Raw genomic sequence first — 16,812 nt, forward strand, 5'->3', positions numbered from 1 at the left:
GTTGGCGGAAGGGGACCCGCCGCCTTTCTGATTGCACCATAGCACAAAGCCCGGAAGTTTCCAGGAACTATTGTGCAAAAAGAGCCGGATGCGGATCAGGCCGCGTCGGTCCCGCAGGCCTCGATCACGGCCTTGATCTGGGCGAAGACCTCGTCGGGAGTGCCCGAGGCGTTGACCACGCGCATGCGCTCCCGATTGAAGGCGGCCCAGGTCAGGTAGCCCTCCCGGATGCGGTTGTGGAAGGAGAGGTGCTCGGCCTCGAACCGTCCCTCCTCCTTGGCCTTGCCGTCCTCAATGTTGCGCAGGGTGGCCCGCTTCAGGCCGACCTCGGGGTCGATGTCCAGGACGATGGTCAGGTCGGGCCAGAGGCCGTCCACGGCCACTTCATTGAGCTCCCGGAGCATGACGGTGTCCAGGCCGCGCCCGTATCCCTGGTAGACGATGGTCGAGTCCGCGAACCGGTCGCAGAGTACGACCTTGCCCGCCTCGAGTTCGGGCCGGATGACCTGGCCCACGTGCTGGGCGCGGTCGGCCAGGTACAGGAACAGCTCGGTGATGGGCGTGATCTCCTTGTTGTCCACGTGCAGGAGCATCTTGCGCAGGTCCCGGCCGATGCGGCTGCCGCCCGGCTCCAGGGTCTGGAAAACCTCCCGGCCCTTGGCTTCGAAATATTCCCGGACCCTGGCGATCTGGGTGGATTTGCCGGTCCCCTCTATGCCTTCAAAGGTAATAAACATTGATTCTCCGCTTTCCCGTTCTGTTTCTTGGCGTTGTCGGGGGTGGGCTCGGGCCGGAACACGTTGCGTTCCAGGAAGCGCATGTAGGGCGACCAGTCGGCCCCTGTCTTGTCCATGTCGGCGTAGGCCTGGTCGATGATATTCAGCTTGGCGTCCATGTTGTCCGCGAAGTGCAGGACGAACGCCTCCGGGGTCTTGGGCCGTATGGGGGACCCGAATTCGTGCTCGCCGTGGTGGCTGGTGATCAGGTGCTTGAGGTGCATCTTGAGGCCCGCTTCCAGGCGCGGGCTGCGGGCCAGAAACGGCTCCAGCTTCTCCATGCCGATCTGGATGTGGCCGAAGAGCCGCCCCTCGTCCGTGTATTCGTTGGCCAGGCCGCCGGACAGCTCCCACGCCTTGCCCAGGTCGTGGAAGATGGCCCCGGCCAGCAGGGTCTGGCGGTCCAGGTTCGGATAGACGTCGCACAGGGCCATGCACGCCCGGGCCACGCCCAGGGTGTGCTCGAGCAGGCCGCCCACGTAGGCGTGGTGCACGGTCTTGGCGCCGGGCGCGGTCAGCAGCCGGGCGCGGATGTCCTCGTGGGTCAGCACCTTGCGGCAGAACGTCTTCCACGGCTTGTGGCGCATGTGCTCGGTGACCATGTCCTCCAGGGCCTCCATCAGATCCTCGGGCGGGGTCTGGGAGGCGGGCATGAAGTCCGACAGGTCTATGCCCGGCGCCGAGGCATCGAGCAGGTCCATGTGGTCGACCTTGAGCTGGTTCTTGTCGCGGTAGCTCTCCACGAACCCACGGACGCGGACCATGCTGCCCGGCTCCAGGGTAGGGTATTCCAGGCTCTTCGGGCTCCATATCTTGCCGTCGATGGACCCGGTTGCGTCCTGGAACGAGAGGTTCCAGTAAGGTCCGTTCTTGGATTGGGCCTGGTTGGCCCCGGCCAGGAGAAAGAGGTCGTCCACGGTTTGGCCCGGAGACAGAGACTGGATATATTGCGACTTTTTGCCCACTGATCTTGCCATTGGTGAGATGTTGAGGTACCTCGCCCATACGCGTATCACTACGGTATGTGCGGAAAACGGACCGGCGCGGATGTCGCTCGGCCCGCTCAGGGTTATGAACCTGATTTCACACGTATTGTCAAATCCTAGCTTGCAGCCGGAGACGCAATGAACATTCTGCTCGCCAACGACGACGGTATCCAGGCCATCGGCCTTCGCGCACTGTATTTCGCCCTCAAGGAGGCCGGCCACGACGTGCACGTGGTCGCCCCGGTCACGGAACAGTCGGCCGTGGGGCACGCCGTGACCCTGGCTCTGCCCCTCCGGGTCAAGGAGTTCAGGGAGAACGGCTTCGTGGGGCAGGGCGTCTACGGCACGCCGGTGGACTGCGTCAAGCTCGGCCTGTCCACGCTGCTCGACGAAACGCCCGACCTGGTCCTGTCCGGGATCAACGCGGGGGCCAACGTGGGCGTGGACATTCTCTATTCCGGCACCGTGTCCGCGGCCACCGAGGGCGCGCTCATGGAGATTCCTTCCATGGCCGTGTCCATGGACAATTTCAACCCCGTGGACCTGAGCGGCCAGGCCCGCTTCTGCACCGAGCTGCTGCCCAAAATTCCCTGGGCCGAGTTGCCGCGCAAGCGCGTGCTCAACCTCAATTTCCCGGATTGCCCCATCGAAGAGGCCAAGGAGATGGTCCTTTGCCCGCACACCCGGGCGTCGTACGACGACGTCTACGACACCCGGCAGGACCCGCGCGGCAGGCCGTATTACTGGCTCAGCGGAGCCATTCCGCCCAGCCGCATCAGCGCGGACCGCGACCGCGCGCTGCTGACCCGGGGGCACATCACCCTGACCCCGCTGCATTTCGATTTCACGGACCGTGAGACGCTGGACACGCTCAAGCATACGATTTCGTGAACCCCGTTGACGTAAAATCATCGTCACAGTATGGTTGTTGCCCTATAAACACGCATGAGAGAATAATCGCATACCCACAGGAGGACCCGGCATGGCGACGAAAATAGGTTTGAACGGATTTGGACGCATCGGCCGTTATCTGGCCCGGCTGCTGGCGGAGGAGACCGACCTGGAACTGGTGGCCGTCAACGCGCGCGCCTCCAACGAAGACCTCGCCCACCTGCTGAAATACGACTCCGTGCACGGCCGGTTCCCGGACGTGCAGCCCACCGAGGACGGTTTCGTCATGGCCGGAAAGCCGGTCAAGGTGACCCGCAACGCGCCCGGCGAATGGACCTGGGGCGAGCTGGGCTGCGACCTGGTGGTCGAGTCCACCGGCAAATTCACCGACCGCGAGAGCTGCGAGAAGCACCTGGCCTGCGGGGCCAAGAAGGTGATCATCTCCGCGCCCGGCAAGAACGCGGACGTGACCGTGGTCGTGGGCGTCAACGACGGCGAGCTCAAGCCCGAGCACAAGATCATTTCCAACGCCTCCTGCACCACCAACTGCCTGGCCCCGGTGGCCAAGGTCATCAACGACACCTTCGGCATCAAGCACGGCATCATGACCACCGTGCACTCCTACACCATGAGCCAGCGCATCCTGGACGGCTCCCACAAGGACATGCGCCGGGCCCGCGCCTGCGCCGTGAACATGGTGCCCACCACCACCGGCGCGGCCAAGGCCGTGGGCCTGGTCATCCCGGAGCTGAACGGCATCCTGGACGGCATGGCCATCCGCGTGCCCACGCCCAACGTCTCCCTGGTGGACCTGGTCTGCGAACTGAAGAAGGAGACCACCCCCGAGGAAGTCAACGCGGCCCTCAAGGCGGCGGCCGACGAGTCCATGGGCTACACCGAGGAACCGCTGGTGTCCGTGGACTTCATGGGTTCCACCTTCGGCGGCGTGGTCGACAGCTCCCTGACCCGCGTCATGGGCGGCACTCAGCTCAAGGTCATCGTCTGGTACGACAACGAGGCTGGATTTACGAATCAGCTCCTGCGCCTGATTAAGAAGGCTGCGGCGATGTAGTGCGGCTTCCGATAGCGGCGCATCTGCACATTTTTTCCAGGGGGCTTTCGTCCTCATGTAGGCCCACTACACTGCGGCGAAAGCCCCCAGGAAGAAAATGCACAGCTACACCACTCTCGAAAGCCTATCCCGAGAACATTAGGGCGGCAGAAGAGTTAAGCCGCTGTTGGCTGGCTGCCCCTACAGAATCGTTCCCCAAAAAATGAAAAAGCCCTCGGCTCAGTTTGAGCCGGGGGCTTTATCTTGCACTGTTGCCCGCGAAGCGGATATAAAAAGCTTTGGAAAAGGATGGGGATGGGGGGGCCGGGGGAAGGGGAAGGAAAGAACCTTTCTCGAAAGATTTTTCCTTCCCCTTCCCCCGGCCGCCGGAGGCCGCCTTACTTGGCGCCTTCCGTCATTTCATCCTTGAAGAGCTTGTAGTTGATGCCATCGACCACGGCCTGCCAGGAGGCTTCGATGATGTTGTGGGACACGCCCATGGTGGTCCAGTGGTCGGTTCCGTCGCCGGATTCGATCAGGACGCGGACAAAGGAGGCGGTGCCGCCGGTATCGCGTACAGCGCCGGACAGGACGCGGACTTTGAAGTCGAGCAGGCGGATTTCGCCCAGGCGGGGATAGAACCGCTCCAACCCCTTGCGCAAGGCCCTGTCCAGGGCGTTGACCGGGCCCATGCCGGTGGCCGCGGTGTGTTCCTGCTGGCCCTTGACGTCCACGATGACCGTGGCCTCAGACATGGGTTCCGCGTCTTCCTCGCGCTTGGCGTCCACCACGAAGAAGTGGCGAAAGTGGAAGTAGTCGAGCGGCTTGCCCAGGGCCTCGCGGAGCATGAGTTCGAAGGAGGCGTCGGCCACGGAGTATTCATAGCCCATGGACTCCTTGATCTTGAGCTCCTTGAGCAGACGGTCCACGGTCGGGTCGTCCTTGGCCAGCTCGTAGCCCAGTTCGCGGGCCTTGAACAGGATGTTGGACTTGCCCGCCTGGTCGGAGAGGAGCACGCGCCGTTCGTTGCCCACGGTTTCGGGCGGGATGTGCTCGTAGGTGCGCGCGTCCTTGAGGATGGCGCTGACGTGGATGCCGCCCTTGTGCGCGAAGGCCGACGCGCCCACGAAGGGCTGGCGCATGAACGGACGCAGATTGGCGATTTCGCTGACGAAGTTGGATACGGGCTGGAGCCGGGCCAGGTTGTCCCTGCCGATGACCTCGAAGCCCATCTTGAGTTCCAGGTTGGGGATGACCGAGCAGAGGTTGGCGTTGCCGCAGCGCTCGCCGTAGCCGTTGATCGTGCCCTGGACCTGGACCGCGCCGAGGCGGACCGCTTCCAGGGAGTTGGCCACGGCCAGCTCGGAGTCGTTGTGGGCGTGGATGCCCAGGCTCGCCTCGGGCAGTTTCTCGCGGACAGCGGATACGGCCTCGCCGATCTCGCTGGTCAGGGAGCCGCCGTTGGTGTCGCAGAGGACGAGGCGGTCGGCCCCGGCCTCGAAGGCGGCGGTCAATGCCTGGATGGCGTACTCGGAGTTGTGCTTGAACCCGTCGAAGAAGTGTTCGGCGTCGAAGATGACCTCGTCCACCCGCGCCTTGAGATAGGCCACGGAGTTGGCGATGAGTTCGAGGTTGCGCTCGAGCGGCACGCCCAGGGCCACGGTGGCGTGGATGTCCCAGGTTTTGCCGAAGATGGTCACCACCGGGGTCCGGGCCTCGAGCAGCCCGGCCAGGTTCGGGTCCTTTTCGGGCGTGAATTTGGCCATGTGCGTGGACCCGAAGGCGGCCAGCTTGGCGTTTTTGAAGGTGCAGGACCTTATCTCGTCGAAAAATCTCCTGTCGGTGGGATTGGAGCCGGGCCAGCCGCCCTCGATGTAGTGGATGCCCAGGTCGTCCAGCTTCTGCGCTATGCGGACCTTGTCCTGGGTGGTCAGGTTCAGTTCTTCGGCTTGGGCTCCGTCTCTTAACGTCGTGTCATATATCGTGATTTTATGCATCGGCTACTCGATGTGTTTGCCTTCCTCCAAGTTGAAGGCTTTGTGGAGTGTGCGTACGGCCAGTTCGGTGTACTTGTCGTCGATCAAGCAGGTGATCTTGATCTCCGAGGTGCTGATCATCAGGATGTTCACGTTCTCATCGGCAAGCGCCCGGAAGGCCTTGGAGGCCACGCCGGAATGGTTACGCATGCCGACGCCGATAATCGACACCTTGGCGACGTTGAGATTGCTGGATAGCTCTTCGTAGCCGATTTCGTATTTGAGCTCTTCCAGGGTCTTGATGGTCTGTTTCACGTCGGCGCGGGGCACGGTGAAGGTCATGTCGGTCAGGCCGTCCTTGGACGGGTTCTGGACGATCATGTCCACGAGAATTTTCTTTTCAGCCAGGGGGGAGAAAATCTGGGCGGATACGCCGGGGTTGTCCTTGACGTGTATCAGCGTGATGCGAGCCTGATCCTTGTCGTAAGCGATACCCGAGACCATGACGGCTTCCATGTTTTCATCCTCCTGCGTGACTATGGTGCCCGGCTCGTCGGAAAAAGTGGAGCGGACATGAACGGTTACATTATATTTCTTGGCGAACTCGACGCTGCGGATCTGGAGCACCTTGGCTCCCATGCTGGCCATTTCCAGCATCTCGTCATAGGAGATGCGGTCGATCTTGCGGGCGTCGGTGCAGAGGTTCGGGTCCGTGGTGAACACGCCCGTAACGTCGGTGTAGATTTCGCAGACGTCGGCCTTGAGGGCCGCGGCCAGGGCCACGGCCGAGGTGTCGGAGCCGCCGCGCCCCAGCGTGGTGATGCGGCCGCTGTCGTCGCACCCCTGGAATCCGGCCACCACGAGGATGTCGTACTCTTGGAGCATGCTCTTGAGCCGGGACTCGTCGATGGCGGTGATGCGGGCCTTGCCGTAGCAACAGTCGGTCTTGACCGGGGCCTGGAAGCCGAGCACGGAGCGGCATTTGACGCCCTGCTGCTTGAGCAGCATGGCGAAGAGGGCGCAGGAAATCTGTTCACCGGTGGAGACCAGGGAATCCACTTCGGCGGGGTCGGGGTTGTCCGACCACTCCTCGGCTAGTCCCAATAGTCGGTTGGTCTCGCCGGACATGGCCGACAGGACCACGATGACCTTGTTGCCCTCACGGTAGGGGCGCAGGACTTTCTGCATGACCTGGCGTTGGCATTCCAGGTTGCGGACCGATGTGCCTCCGAACTTTTGTACGACGATGTTCATTTTTTCGATTCTGCTCTCTAGAAACGGTTGTCATTCGGGCCGCAGGGCGTCGACGACGTCTTGGGCCGCACCTCCCATCGCATGCAATACGAGGCTTCGTCCAGTGTCCGATGGGGTCCATTCCAGAAAAAGGGCCTGATCCGGCCACATTTCCCTGGGCAGGAACTGTATCCATTCCACCACGGTGATCGTGTCCGGGTCCTCAAGCGAATCGAACAGGGCGTCGTCCGGGGGCATGCCTTCGAGCCGGTAGAGGTCGAAGTGCGCCACGCCGGGCGTGGTCGGATACAGGTTGCAGATGTTGAAGCTCGGGCTCGATACCTCCGCCGCCTCCGCGCCGGGCAGGGATTCCACGAAACCCCTGACCAACGTGGTTTTGCCCGATCCGAGGTCGCCTTGCAAGAGCAAAGCCGGGGGGGCGTCCATTCGGGACAGGATTGAGGCCAGGGCGCGGCCCAGGGCCACGGTGGCGGCGCTGTCGGGAAGGTGTAGTGTCAGGCTCACGTTCGGGGACCGGCAATTAGCCCTGGAGCAGGGTCTTGAGCACGTCTTCCTTGCCGATCACGCCGACCAGCTTGCCGCTCTCGACCACGGGCAGGGTGTAGAGTTTTTCATTGGCCATCATGGTGGCCACGTCCTCGATGGTGGTGTCCGGGTGGACGAAGGTCGGGGCCGGGGTCATGGCGTCGCCGACCTTGAGGGCCGTGATCTTGGTCATCTCGCGCTCCAGCTGGTCGTGGGAGGAGAGGGGGAAGACCCCGTCCAGCAGGGTGAAGAAGGACGGCAGGGTGACCTTCTTCTGCTGGGCCACCAGGTCGGACTGGCAGAGCACGCCGACCACCTGGTCGCCGTCCAGCACGGGTGCGCCGTTGATCTTCTTGTCCAGAAGAAGGGCGGCCGCGGCGGTGATGTCGGTGTCCGGGGTCAGGGTGATGCAGTCGGTGGTCATGATGTCTTTGGCTGTCAGCATGATTCAAGCTCCTTGGTGAAGGATGCCGCCGCGTGGGGCAGCATGTTGGCGATTTCGGACGCGAGGTTGCCGCGTGCGGGAAATTCATCGTTCAGGGCGCGCCCGGCCAGTCCGTGCCAGAAGACTCCGGCGCAGGCCGAATGCAGGGGAGTGAGCCCCGAGGCCAGAAGGGTGCCGATGACGCCGGACAGGACATCGCCCGAGCCGCCCACGGACAGATTGGGCTCGGCGAACGGGGACACGCAGACCGCGTCCGGGTCGGCCACCAAGGTGGCCGCGCCCTTGAGGACCAGGGTTGTGTCGCAGGCCGCCAGGAAACGGTCCGCCGCGTCCAGCCGGTCGGCCTGGATGTCGGCGATGGACACGCCGAGCAGCCGGGCCATCTCGCCCGGATGGGGCGTGAGTACGGTCTTTTCAGGCAATTCCTTGAGATGTTCGGGGAAGGCGGCCAGGGCGAAGAGGGCGTCCGCGTCCAGGACCATGGGCAGATCACAGGAAGCGAGCAGCTCCAGGGCGAAGGCCATGGCCTCGGGCGCGCGGCCCAGGCCGGGACCGAGGACCACGGCGTCGAAGCGGTCGAGGTCGGCCTTGAGTTCGGCGGCCATGTCCTCTGTCCATTCCGTGCCCGAGCCGAGCGGCAGGGTCATGATGTCCGGGGAGCCCGCCTTGACCGCGTTGGCCAGCCCGGCGGGGCAGGCCACGGTGGCCAGTCCGGCTCCGCTGCGCAGCGCGGCCAGCGCGGCCAGATGCGGCGCGCCGGTCAGGCCGAAGCTGCCGCCGACCACCAGGACGTGCCCGGCAATGCCCTTGTGCATGTCGCGGGCAGGTGCGGGCAGGGTGTCCATGACCGCGCCGGTGATGAGATGGTGCCGGACCGGGTTGTCCGTCTGGACCTTCAGCGGGATGCCGATGGGGCAGACGTGCAGCGTGCCGGTGTACTCCATGGCCTCGGGCATGACCAGGCCGAGCTTGGGCGACTGGAAGGTGGCCGTGGCGTCGGCCTCGACCGCCTCGGGCTGGGCGAGGCCGGTCAGTCCGTTCAGCCCGGAGGGGATGTCCACGGCCAGGACGAAGGCGCGTTCGCCCAGCCGGTTGACGGTCCGAACTAAATGCAAAATATCTTCGCGCAGGGTCCCCTGGAAGCCGGTGCCGAGCAAACCGTCCACGACGATGTCGGGCTGGGGCAGGCCTTCGAGGTTGACCCCGGCCAGGTGGACGAGGGGAATGCCGAGCTTCTGCGCCCACAGGAGATTGGTCCGGGTCTCGCCCCGGTACCCCTTCTTGGGGCGGGTGTGGAAGACCGTGACCTCGGCCCCGAGGTCGGCCAGTGACCGGGCCATGGCGAAGGCGTCGCCGCCGTTGTTGCCGGACCCGGCGAAGCAGTAGATGACCGCGCCGTCCACGTCGCCGTACTCATCGAGCAGGACGTTGACGGCCTCGCGGGAGGCGGATTCCATGAGGGTGACGCCGGGGATGCCGATGGTGTGGATGGTTTCCCTGTCCCACACGGACATTTCGGCGGGGGTCGGAAGGGGCAGCAGCATGAGCTCTCCTGGACTGGGGTTTCGTCTATCCTTCCAATATCACGGTGGCGGCGGCGGTGTCACGGGAATGGGTCATGGACACGTGCGCCGCGGTCACGCCCATGCGCTCGCAACGGGCGAGCCCGGCGTCGAGAAAGGCGATTTCCGGCTTGCCGTCCGCGTTGTGCAGGACCTCGACGCACTTGAAGTGCACCCCCTTGGCGAATCCGGTGCCGAGCGCCTTGACCGCCGCCTCCTTGCAGGCGAACAGGGCGGCCAGACGCGGCACGGGGTTGCGCTTCGGCAGCTGGGCGAACTCACGCTCGGTCAGGATCTTGCGGGCGAACCTGTCCCCGAACCGGTCCCAGAGGGCCTGGATGCGGTCCAGTTCCGCCAGGTCGATGCCCGTTCCCTTGATCATGCAGGCTAGTCCGCGAAGGTCCGGATCAGTTCGGCCATGTCCCGGACCGCCCGGTCCAGGCCCACGTAGATGGCCCGGGCCATGATGGCGTGTCCGATGGAGTATTCGCTGACGCCGGGCACGTCCTTGAAGTTCAGGATGTTGCGGTAGTTCAGCCCGTGGCCGAGGTTGACCTTGAGGCCGATGTCCCTGGCCAGGGAGATGGACTTGAGGATCTTTTCCAACTCCGCCCGGCGCTGCTTGTACGCCTTGGCGTCGGCGTAGTGCCCGGTGTGGATTTCAATGAATTCGGTGCCCGTGGCGATGGCCGCCTCGATCTGCTTGGGGTCGGCGTCGATGAACAGGCTGGAGCGGATGCCCTTTTCGTGGATCGGGGTCAGGAAGTCCTTGAGTTCGGCCTCGCGGCCGATGCAGTTCAGGCCGCCCTCGGTGGTCAGTTCCTGCCGTTTCTCCGGCACCAGACATACCATCTCGGGCTCGATGTCCAGGGCGATGGACTGCATCTCGTTCGTGGCGGCCATTTCCAGGTGCAGCCTGGTGTTGCAGGTCTGCTTGATCAGCTCCACGTCCCGGTCCTGGATGTGGCGGCGGTCTTCGCGCAGATGGACGATGATGCCCGTGGCCCCGGCCATTTCCGCCATGTAGGCGGCGGTCACGGGTTCGGGTTCGATGCCCATTCTGGCCTGGCGCAGGGTGGCCACATGATCGACGTTGACAACGAGTACCGGCATTGTATCTTCCTCCGAATGCGTAATTGCGTAATATCCTCATTGATTAAGATACCTGGGGCGGAATGGCAATAGCTGCGGCCCCAGGGGGGGCGTTTTGCATTCGTGTTGACGCGCATGCGCGTACAAGGTATCCGCTTGTCCTGTTAAGGATATAGACACTCAACCCGGAGCAACGAGTTATGAACGTGTGCATTGTCGGCACCGGCTACGTGGGACTGGTTTCCGCGGCCTGTTTTGCCGAAATGGGGAACGATATTTATTGCGTGGACGTCAATCCCAAGGTCGTGAAGACCCTGGAGAGCGGCAAGGTCCACATCTACGAGCCCGGCCTGGAAGACCTGGTCAAGCGCAACACCGAGCAGGGCCGCCTGAACTTCACCACCGACTTGGGCGAGGGGTTGAAGAACGCCGATGTGGTCTTCATCACCGTGGGCACCCCGCAGCGCGAGGACGGCTCCTGCGACCTCAAGTACGTGGACGCCGTGGCCGCCGAGATCGGCCGGAAGATGACCAGCCCCAAGATCGTGGTGGACAAGTCCACCGTGCCCGTGGGCACCGCCGACCGGGTGCGCGGGATCATTGCGGCCGAGCTTGAGAAGCGCGGCGAGTCCATCTACTTCGACGTGGTCTCCAACCCCGAGTTTCTCAAGGAAGGCGACGCGCTCAACGACTTCATGAAGCCGGACCGGGTTATCGTGGGCACCAGCGACGAGAACTCGGCCACGACCATCAAGTCCCTGTACGCGCCGTTCGCCCGCAGCCGCGAGAAGCTCATCGTCATGGGCGTGCGCTCGGCCGAGATGACCAAGTACGCGGCCAACTGCATGCTGGCCACCAAGATTTCCTTCATCAACGAAGTGGCCAACATCTGCGAGCGGGTCGGGGCGGACGTCTCCGAGGTCCGCGCGGGCATCGGTTCGGATTCGCGCATCGGCTATTCCTTCATCTACCCCGGCGTGGGCTACGGCGGGTCCTGCTTCCCCAAGGACGTCAAGGCGCTCATCGACACGGCCGCCGAGTACGGCTATGACGCCAAGCTCATCCGCTCCGTGGACGAGGTCAACAACACCCAGAAGCTGGTCCTGGCCGAGAAGATCAAGGCCTACTTCGAGCCGCAGGGCGGCGTGGCGGGCCGGACCCTGGCCCTGTGGGGGATCGCCTTCAAGGCCAACACCGACGACATCCGCGAGGCCTCGGCCATCCAGGTCATCAAGGCGTTGACCTCTCTGGGCATGAAGATCAGGGCCTTCGACCCGGTGGCCAACACCCGCGCCCGAGAGGAGATCGGCCACATCGAGAACCTCGAGATTTTGGACAGCCAGTACGACGTGCTGGAAGGGGCGGACGCCCTGGCCGTGGTCACGGACTGGAACCAGTTCCGCAACCCGGATTTCGAGCGCATCAAGCAGGCCCTGACCGCGCCGCTGGTCTTTGACGGCCGCAACCTGTACCTGCCCGAGCGCATGGGCAAGGCCGGGTTCGCCTACTTCTCCATCGGCCGCACCCCGGTGGAGTAGGGCTGGAGCAAGGCATGAAAAAAACTCCCCGTCTCGGCAGAGACGGGGAGTTTTTCGTTGGCGTTGCAAGCGGTCAGATGCGACCCTTGAAGCAGGTCCGGTATTGCAGTTCCTGGAGGATGACCCGCTCGTATTCCGGGTTGTACTCAAGGTCGGTCTGTTCGGCCTGGTCCAGCATTCTGGCAAGTTGTTGCGTTTCTTCCCAGAAATCTAGGAGTTCGTCGTCGGCCAGGCTTTTGACCTGAGCCTCCAAGGTGTCGTGGTCATGGAAATTGGCGTACTGACCCATGCGAAGTGGCCTGCCCTTTTTTCAAAAGGTGATAAAAATCAAACATATAGAAACGAAGTGGGACCTACGTTAGCCCTTTATCTCATGAGCGTCAACCACACTTTGCCAACAGAATATGAGGAAAATCGACAACAAGGTATTTTTATTGGCGAAAAAGTGGGGATAGGCCGGGCAGAGGCTTTTGAGGACGAAACGGGCCGGTTCTTTTCAACGATTTCGAGCGGCTGGATATTCTCATTGACAAAAATGGGCTGGGTTGACAGATTCGGACCTTGTAAAACCGGGCGCGCTGTCGGTCGCATCCGGGCATCCTAGACGGGGTAGCCATGAGAACGGAAGTTGAAGACATCATCGACGACGAAGCGGGCGAAGTCGATCAGGAATTGACCCAGCTGGTCACGTTCAGCATCGGCGACGAGGAATTCGGGGTCAATATCCTCCAGGTCCAGGAGATCATCCGGACCATGGAGATCACCCACGTGCCCCGCGCGCCGGAGTTTGTCGAGGGCGTCATCAACCTGCGCGGCAAGGTCATTCCCATCGTGGACATGCGCCGCCGCTTCGGCCTCCGCTCCAAGGAGCACGACAAGTACACACGGATCATCGTCATCGAGATCGACATGATCATCGTCGGGTTCGTAGTGGACTCCGTGTCCGAGGTCCTGCGTATCCCGGCCAACTCCGTGCAGCCGCCGCCGCCCGTGGTGGCCGGCATGGACTCCGACTACATCGATGGCGTGGGCAAGCTCGACGACCGCCTGCTGATCCTGCTCGACCTGGATTCGCTTCTGGACAACGAGGAAAAGGAAGCCCTGGGCACTGTTTAGGTCCGACAGATTCTTGGTGACAAGCCGTCCTGGTCCCGCTAGGGAAGAGGCGGCTTTTCCGTTTTCAATCATGCGAGGCCGAGAAAACCTTTTCACAGCGAATCCATGCCAGCCATCTATCCCAAGGACATAGCCGATTTCATGACGGGGGCCGTTGATTCGGTCCGCGTATTCAAGAGCGGGCCGGGCTCCCAGGCCCTGCTGGCTGGCTCCCTGCTGGCCGGCGGCAGCGACGTGGTCCTGGTGGTCCCAGGCGTGGCCGAATTCAAGGAAATGCAGGCCCTGCTGACCCTGCTGTCGCGCGGCAAGCCCGGCGGCCTGGAACAGCCCGCCTGGGAGCGGGAGTGGGTCTTCCTGCCGCCGTACCATTCGCGCACGCCCGAGCCGCAAGGGTGGAGCGACCGCTGGGCCGCACTGTACGGGCTGGTCTACCGGGACGGTCCGCGCGGCGTGCTCATGACCGCCGACAACCTTTTGCCGCACTGGCCGGACGAGTCGGTCCTGCGCGAGAACTGGGCCACCCTGACCAAGGGCGAGGAGATGTCCCCGGACATCCTCCTGGAACAGCTCGTCTCCTGGGGGTATGTACGCCGCAAGCTGGTGTCCGACCCCGGAGACATGGCCATGCGCGGCGACATCCTGGACATCCACGCGCCCGGCTACGAACTGCCGTTGCGTCTGGAATTTTTCGGCGACGTGCTCGAGGAGATTCGGTTGTTCGACCCGGCTTCCCAGCGGTCCAAGGCGGACCTGGACGAGGCCGTGCTCATGCCCGTGGCCCCGGGCATCACCACCCCGGACCGGGGCTTCCGCGCCCGCGACCAGTGGGAGAAGCTGCGCAAGACCGGCGAGATCACGGCCGCCCAGGAGCAGGCGCTGTCCGAACGGCTGGACGCCAACGACGGGTTCGTCTGGCCCGGCCTGTACTACGACGCGCCCGTGGGGCTCGAGGACTACCTGCCTAAGAACGCGGCCTGGCTGCTCTCCTCGGGCGGCACCCTGCGGGCCCGGCTGGAGGACCGCGAACAGGCGTGGCGCGACTATTTGAAGGATGAGGAGCGCGACAAGGGGATCAGCCTGCCCCGGCGATTCATCATCCGCTCCCATGATGTGGCCCGCAAGGCGTGGAGTTCCGCCCGCCAGCTGGTCTTCGAGGAGCTGACCATCGGCCGGGAAAAGACCGGCATCGACCTGCCCGAGACCCCGTACAGCGATTTCACCGACATCTTCTGGCGGCCCGAGGCCACCAGGCGTCCGTGGGCGGCCCTCATGGCCGGGATCAAGGAATGGCAGAGCGCGGGGGAAACCACCATCCTGAGTTTCCGCACCCAGCGTTCGCGGACCAAGTTCCTGAACCTGGCCGAGCAGGAGAGTCTGCCCATCACCCTGGAATACGTACCGGACCGCCAAGGGCTCTATGCCCTGGTCTCGCCCCTGCGCAAGGGCATGGACATCGGCTGGAACCGGACCCGCATCCTGGGCGAGGAGGTCATCCAGCCACAGGCGGCCAGGGTCCAGGCCGGGCGCGACAAGGCGTTCAAGGGGCTTGAGCGGTACGACGACCTGTCCGAGGGCGACCTGCTGGTCCACCGGGACTACGGGTTGTCCCAGTTCGGCGGTCTGCACCACATGTCCATCGGCGAGGGGGCCAACGACTACCTGCTCCTGTATTTTTCCGGCGAGGACAAGCTCTACCTGCCCGTGGACCGGCTCAATCTGGTCCAGCGGTTCAAGGGGCCCGAGGGGGCCAAGCAGCCGTCCCTGGACAAGCTCGGCGGTTCGCGCTGGGCCAAGACCACGGCCAAGGTCCGCAAGGCCATCGAGAAGATCGCCCACGAACTGGTGGAGATGTACGCCTTCCGCCGGGTGGCCAAGGGATACGGCTACGGCCCGCTGGACGAGATATACGCCGAGTTCGAGGCCACCTTCGGGTTCGAGGAGACCCCGGACCAGGAAAAGGCCGTGAACGACGTGTTCCGCGACATGGAGAAGCCCGAGCCCATGGACCGGCTGGTCTGCGGCGACGTGGGCTTCGGCAAGACCGAGGTGGCCCTGCGCGCCGCCTTCCGCGCCGCGCTCGATGGCCGCCAGACGGCGCTGCTGTGTCCGACCACGGTCCTGGCCGAACAGCACTACCAGACCTTCACCAAGCGCATGGAAGGGTTCCCGGTGCGCGTGGGGCTGCTCAGCCGGTTCGTCACGGCCAAGCGGCAGAAGACCGTGCTCGAGGCCGCGGCCCGGGGCGAGATCGATATCCTCATCGGTACGCACCGTATCCTCTCCAAGGACGTGGAGCTGCCCAATCTCGGCCTGCTCGTCCTGGACGAGGAGCAGCGGTTCGGGGTCAAGCACAAGGAAAAGCTCAAGCATTTCAGACAGAATATCGACGTCCTGACCCTGACGGCCACGCCCATTCCCCGGACCTTGCAGCTGTCCCTCTCGGGCATCCGCGGCCTGTCGGTCATCGAGACCCCGCCCGTGGACCGCAAGCCCGTGGAGACGGGCATCATGGAGCGCGAGGAACTGGAGCTCAAGGCGGTCCTGCGCCGGGAGCTGGACCGGGGCGGCCAGGTGTACTGGGTCTACAACCGGGTCAACGGCCTGGAGCGGGTGGTCGAGTACGTGCGCGGCCTGGTCCCGGACGCCAAGGTGGGCATGGCCCACGGGCGGATGAGCGAGAAGGGGCTGGAGGACGCCATGCGCGACTTCTGGCACGGGGAGATGGACGTGCTCGTCTGCACCTCCATCGTCGAGTCCGGCCTGGACTTCCCCAACGCCAACACCCTGATCGTGGACCAGGCCCAGCTTTTCGGCCTGGGGCAGCTCTACCAGCTGCGGGGCAGGGTGGGGCGCAGCGAGCGGCAGGCCTATGCGTATTTCGTGGTCCCGTCCATCAAGGATATTTCCGAAATCGTCCGCAAACGCTTGCGCATCATTCTGGACATGGATTATCTGGGGGCTGGATTCAAAGTGGCCATGGAGGACTTGCGCCTTCGCGGCGCGGGCAATATCCTGGGCGAGGCCCAGTCCGGGCAGATCGCCAAGATCGGCTTGGAGCTCTTCCTCGAAATGCTCGAGGAGGAGGTCGCCAGGCTGCGCGGCGAGGAGCACGCCGGGGCGTCGGATACGGAGCTCAACTTCGTGTTCGAGGCGCACATTCCCGGCGGGTACATCCCGGATTCGCGGGAGCGGCTGCGCTACTACCGGGCCCTGTCCTCAGCCGTCACGGACATGGAGCTGCGCGAGTACGAGGCCGAGATCCGCGATCGCTTCGGGCCGCTGCCCGAACCGCTGGACGCCTTCTTCGGCGTGCTGCGCATCAAGCGGACCCTGTCCCGGCTCCAGGCGGCCAGGGCCGAGCTCTATCCGGGCCGGATGGTCATCTCCTGGAAGGACAACGCCATCGCGGTCAACCCCGAGAAGCTGATCCGCTGGGTCAATGATCGGGGGGAGGGGACCCGGCTCATCCCTCCGGCCAAGCTGGAAATCCGTTACGACGGCGCGCCCTCCATGCGGGAGGCGCTGGAATCCACCGCCGCAGACCTGGAAGGCATGCTCGATGCGCAAACCGTGCCGCCGGGCGGCCAATAAAGAGCGAAT

General features: G+C 63.9%; 16 protein-coding genes. 6 read left to right on the plus strand and 10 right to left on the minus strand.

All coding sequences use genetic code 11. The features are described from left to right. Positions 1 to 95: 95 nt before the first annotated feature. Together tmk and ACR42D_RS08370 are read right to left on the minus strand one after the other, a co-directional pair. Complete coding sequence (gene tmk / locus ACR42D_RS08365; protein ID WP_484566361.1) at positions 96 to 737, minus strand: dTMP kinase; 642 nt, start codon at positions 735 to 737, stop codon at positions 96 to 98. Next, positions 713 to 1,753 carry a 3'-5' exoribonuclease YhaM family protein gene (locus tag ACR42D_RS08370; RefSeq protein WP_484566362.1) on the minus strand — a complete coding sequence of 347 codons (1,041 nt, stop codon included), beginning with the start codon at positions 1,751 to 1,753 and terminating at the stop codon, positions 713 to 715. The genes tmk and ACR42D_RS08370 overlap by 25 nt, the downstream gene beginning before the upstream one ends. A gap of 147 nt (positions 1,754 to 1,900) precedes the next feature. Here ACR42D_RS08370 and surE point away from each other — a divergent pair, with 147 nt between their 5' ends. Then, positions 1,901 to 2,653, plus strand: a complete 753-nt coding sequence (gene surE / locus ACR42D_RS08375) for a 5'/3'-nucleotidase SurE (protein WP_484566363.1) — start codon at positions 1,901 to 1,903, stop codon at positions 2,651 to 2,653. Positions 2,654 to 2,744: 91 nt separating this feature from the next. Next, positions 2,745 to 3,725: a type I glyceraldehyde-3-phosphate dehydrogenase gene (gene gap, locus ACR42D_RS08380; RefSeq protein WP_484566364.1), complete on the plus strand. Its 981-nt coding sequence runs from the start codon at positions 2,745 to 2,747 to the stop codon at positions 3,723 to 3,725. A 377-nt stretch (positions 3,726 to 4,102) separates the two neighbouring features. Here the strand turns inward: gap and cimA are convergent, their stop codons facing one another. The 7 genes from cimA to ACR42D_RS08415 are packed head-to-tail and all read right to left on the minus strand — an operon-like array spanning position 4,103 to position 10,579. After that, positions 4,103 to 5,701: a citramalate synthase gene (gene cimA, locus ACR42D_RS08385; RefSeq protein ID WP_484566365.1), complete on the minus strand. Its 1,599-nt coding sequence runs from the start codon at positions 5,699 to 5,701 to the stop codon at positions 4,103 to 4,105. A 3-nt stretch (positions 5,702 to 5,704) separates the two neighbouring features. Further along, a complete protein-coding gene (locus tag ACR42D_RS08390; protein WP_484566366.1) occupies positions 5,705 to 6,934 on the minus strand; it encodes an aspartate kinase in 1,230 nt (409 codons plus the stop codon). 30 nt (positions 6,935 to 6,964) lie between these two features. Continuing rightward, positions 6,965 to 7,438, minus strand: coding sequence for a tRNA (adenosine(37)-N6)-threonylcarbamoyltransferase complex ATPase subunit type 1 TsaE (tsaE, locus tag ACR42D_RS08395; protein WP_484566367.1), 474 nt, complete (start codon positions 7,436 to 7,438; stop codon positions 6,965 to 6,967). A gap of 16 nt (positions 7,439 to 7,454) precedes the next feature. Further along, on the minus strand, positions 7,455 to 7,904 hold the full coding sequence (locus ACR42D_RS08400; protein ID WP_484566368.1) for a CBS domain-containing protein: 450 nt from the start codon (positions 7,902 to 7,904) through the stop codon (positions 7,455 to 7,457). Next, positions 7,898 to 9,448 carry an NAD(P)H-hydrate dehydratase gene (locus tag ACR42D_RS08405; protein WP_484566369.1) on the minus strand — a complete coding sequence of 517 codons (1,551 nt, stop codon included), beginning with the start codon at positions 9,446 to 9,448 and terminating at the stop codon, positions 7,898 to 7,900. The genes ACR42D_RS08400 and ACR42D_RS08405 overlap by 7 nt, the downstream gene beginning before the upstream one ends. 25 nt (positions 9,449 to 9,473) lie before the next feature. Continuing rightward, positions 9,474 to 9,848 carry a holo-[acyl-carrier-protein] synthase gene (locus tag ACR42D_RS08410; protein ID WP_484566370.1) on the minus strand — a complete coding sequence of 125 codons (375 nt, stop codon included), beginning with the start codon at positions 9,846 to 9,848 and terminating at the stop codon, positions 9,474 to 9,476. A 5-nt stretch (positions 9,849 to 9,853) separates the two neighbouring features. Then, positions 9,854 to 10,579 (minus strand): pyridoxine 5'-phosphate synthase, encoded by a 726-nt coding sequence (locus ACR42D_RS08415; RefSeq protein ID WP_484566371.1) that lies wholly within the window; start codon positions 10,577 to 10,579, stop codon positions 9,854 to 9,856. Between the two features lie 179 nt (positions 10,580 to 10,758). On the opposite strand from ACR42D_RS08415, the gene ACR42D_RS08420 reads away from it, so the two are divergent. Beyond that, positions 10,759 to 12,096: a UDP-glucose dehydrogenase family protein gene (locus ACR42D_RS08420; RefSeq protein WP_484566372.1), complete on the plus strand. Its 1,338-nt coding sequence runs from the start codon at positions 10,759 to 10,761 to the stop codon at positions 12,094 to 12,096. Between the two features lie 73 nt (positions 12,097 to 12,169). Here ACR42D_RS08420 and ACR42D_RS08425 read toward each other — a convergent pair whose 3' ends face one another. Further along, a complete protein-coding gene (locus ACR42D_RS08425; protein WP_319584680.1) occupies positions 12,170 to 12,385 on the minus strand; it encodes a hypothetical protein in 216 nt (71 codons plus the stop codon). On the opposite strand from ACR42D_RS08425, the gene ACR42D_RS08430 reads away from it, so the two are divergent. The 3 genes from ACR42D_RS08430 to mfd all read left to right on the plus strand — a co-directional run bounded on the left by ACR42D_RS08430 (position 12,362) and on the right by mfd (position 16,803). Then, positions 12,362 to 12,700: a hypothetical protein gene (locus ACR42D_RS08430; RefSeq protein ID WP_484566373.1), complete on the plus strand. Its 339-nt coding sequence runs from the start codon at positions 12,362 to 12,364 to the stop codon at positions 12,698 to 12,700. The two genes, ACR42D_RS08425 and ACR42D_RS08430, sit on opposite strands and share 24 nt — an antisense overlap. 11 nt (positions 12,701 to 12,711) lie before the next feature. Continuing rightward, the gene (locus ACR42D_RS08435; protein WP_484566374.1) at positions 12,712 to 13,212 is read left to right on the plus strand and encodes a chemotaxis protein CheW; all 501 of its coding nucleotides are present in this window, start codon (positions 12,712 to 12,714) and stop codon (positions 13,210 to 13,212) included. Positions 13,213 to 13,317: 105 nt separating this feature from the next. Continuing rightward, a complete protein-coding gene (gene mfd, locus ACR42D_RS08440; protein WP_484566375.1) occupies positions 13,318 to 16,803 on the plus strand; it encodes a transcription-repair coupling factor in 3,486 nt (1,161 codons plus the stop codon). The last annotated feature ends 9 nt before the right edge of the window (positions 16,804 to 16,812 follow it).

The organism is Pseudodesulfovibrio sp. lm2024 (genome assembly GCF_051175575.1).
Lineage (GTDB): Bacteria > Desulfobacterota > Desulfovibrionia > Desulfovibrionales > Desulfovibrionaceae > Pseudodesulfovibrio > Pseudodesulfovibrio caledoniensis.

Coding starts and splice junctions, on each gene's coding strand:
- tmk (WP_484566361.1), bottom strand. CDS start 737: ATGTTTATTACCTTTGAAGGCATAGAGGGGACCGGCAAATCCACCCAG.
- ACR42D_RS08370 (WP_484566362.1), bottom strand. CDS start 1,753: ATGGCAAGATCAGTGGGCAAAAAGTCGCAATATATCCAGTCTCTGTCT.
- surE (WP_484566363.1), top strand. CDS start 1,901: ATGAACATTCTGCTCGCCAACGACGACGGTATCCAGGCCATCGGCCTT.
- gap (WP_484566364.1), top strand. CDS start 2,745: ATGGCGACGAAAATAGGTTTGAACGGATTTGGACGCATCGGCCGTTAT.
- cimA (WP_484566365.1), bottom strand. CDS start 5,701: ATGCATAAAATCACGATATATGACACGACGTTAAGAGACGGAGCCCAA.
- ACR42D_RS08390 (WP_484566366.1), bottom strand. CDS start 6,934: ATGAACATCGTCGTACAAAAGTTCGGAGGCACATCGGTCCGCAACCTG.
- ACR42D_RS08400 (WP_484566368.1), bottom strand. CDS start 7,904: ATGCTGACAGCCAAAGACATCATGACCACCGACTGCATCACCCTGACC.
- ACR42D_RS08405 (WP_484566369.1), bottom strand. CDS start 9,448: ATGCTGCTGCCCCTTCCGACCCCCGCCGAAATGTCCGTGTGGGACAGG.
- ACR42D_RS08410 (WP_484566370.1), bottom strand. CDS start 9,848: ATGATCAAGGGAACGGGCATCGACCTGGCGGAACTGGACCGCATCCAG.
- ACR42D_RS08415 (WP_484566371.1), bottom strand. CDS start 10,579: ATGCCGGTACTCGTTGTCAACGTCGATCATGTGGCCACCCTGCGCCAG.
- ACR42D_RS08420 (WP_484566372.1), top strand. CDS start 10,759: ATGAACGTGTGCATTGTCGGCACCGGCTACGTGGGACTGGTTTCCGCG.
- ACR42D_RS08430 (WP_484566373.1), top strand. CDS start 12,362: ATGGAAATTGGCGTACTGACCCATGCGAAGTGGCCTGCCCTTTTTTCA.
- ACR42D_RS08425 (WP_319584680.1), bottom strand. CDS start 12,385: ATGGGTCAGTACGCCAATTTCCATGACCACGACACCTTGGAGGCTCAG.
- ACR42D_RS08435 (WP_484566374.1), top strand. CDS start 12,712: ATGAGAACGGAAGTTGAAGACATCATCGACGACGAAGCGGGCGAAGTC.
- mfd (WP_484566375.1), top strand. CDS start 13,318: ATGCCAGCCATCTATCCCAAGGACATAGCCGATTTCATGACGGGGGCC.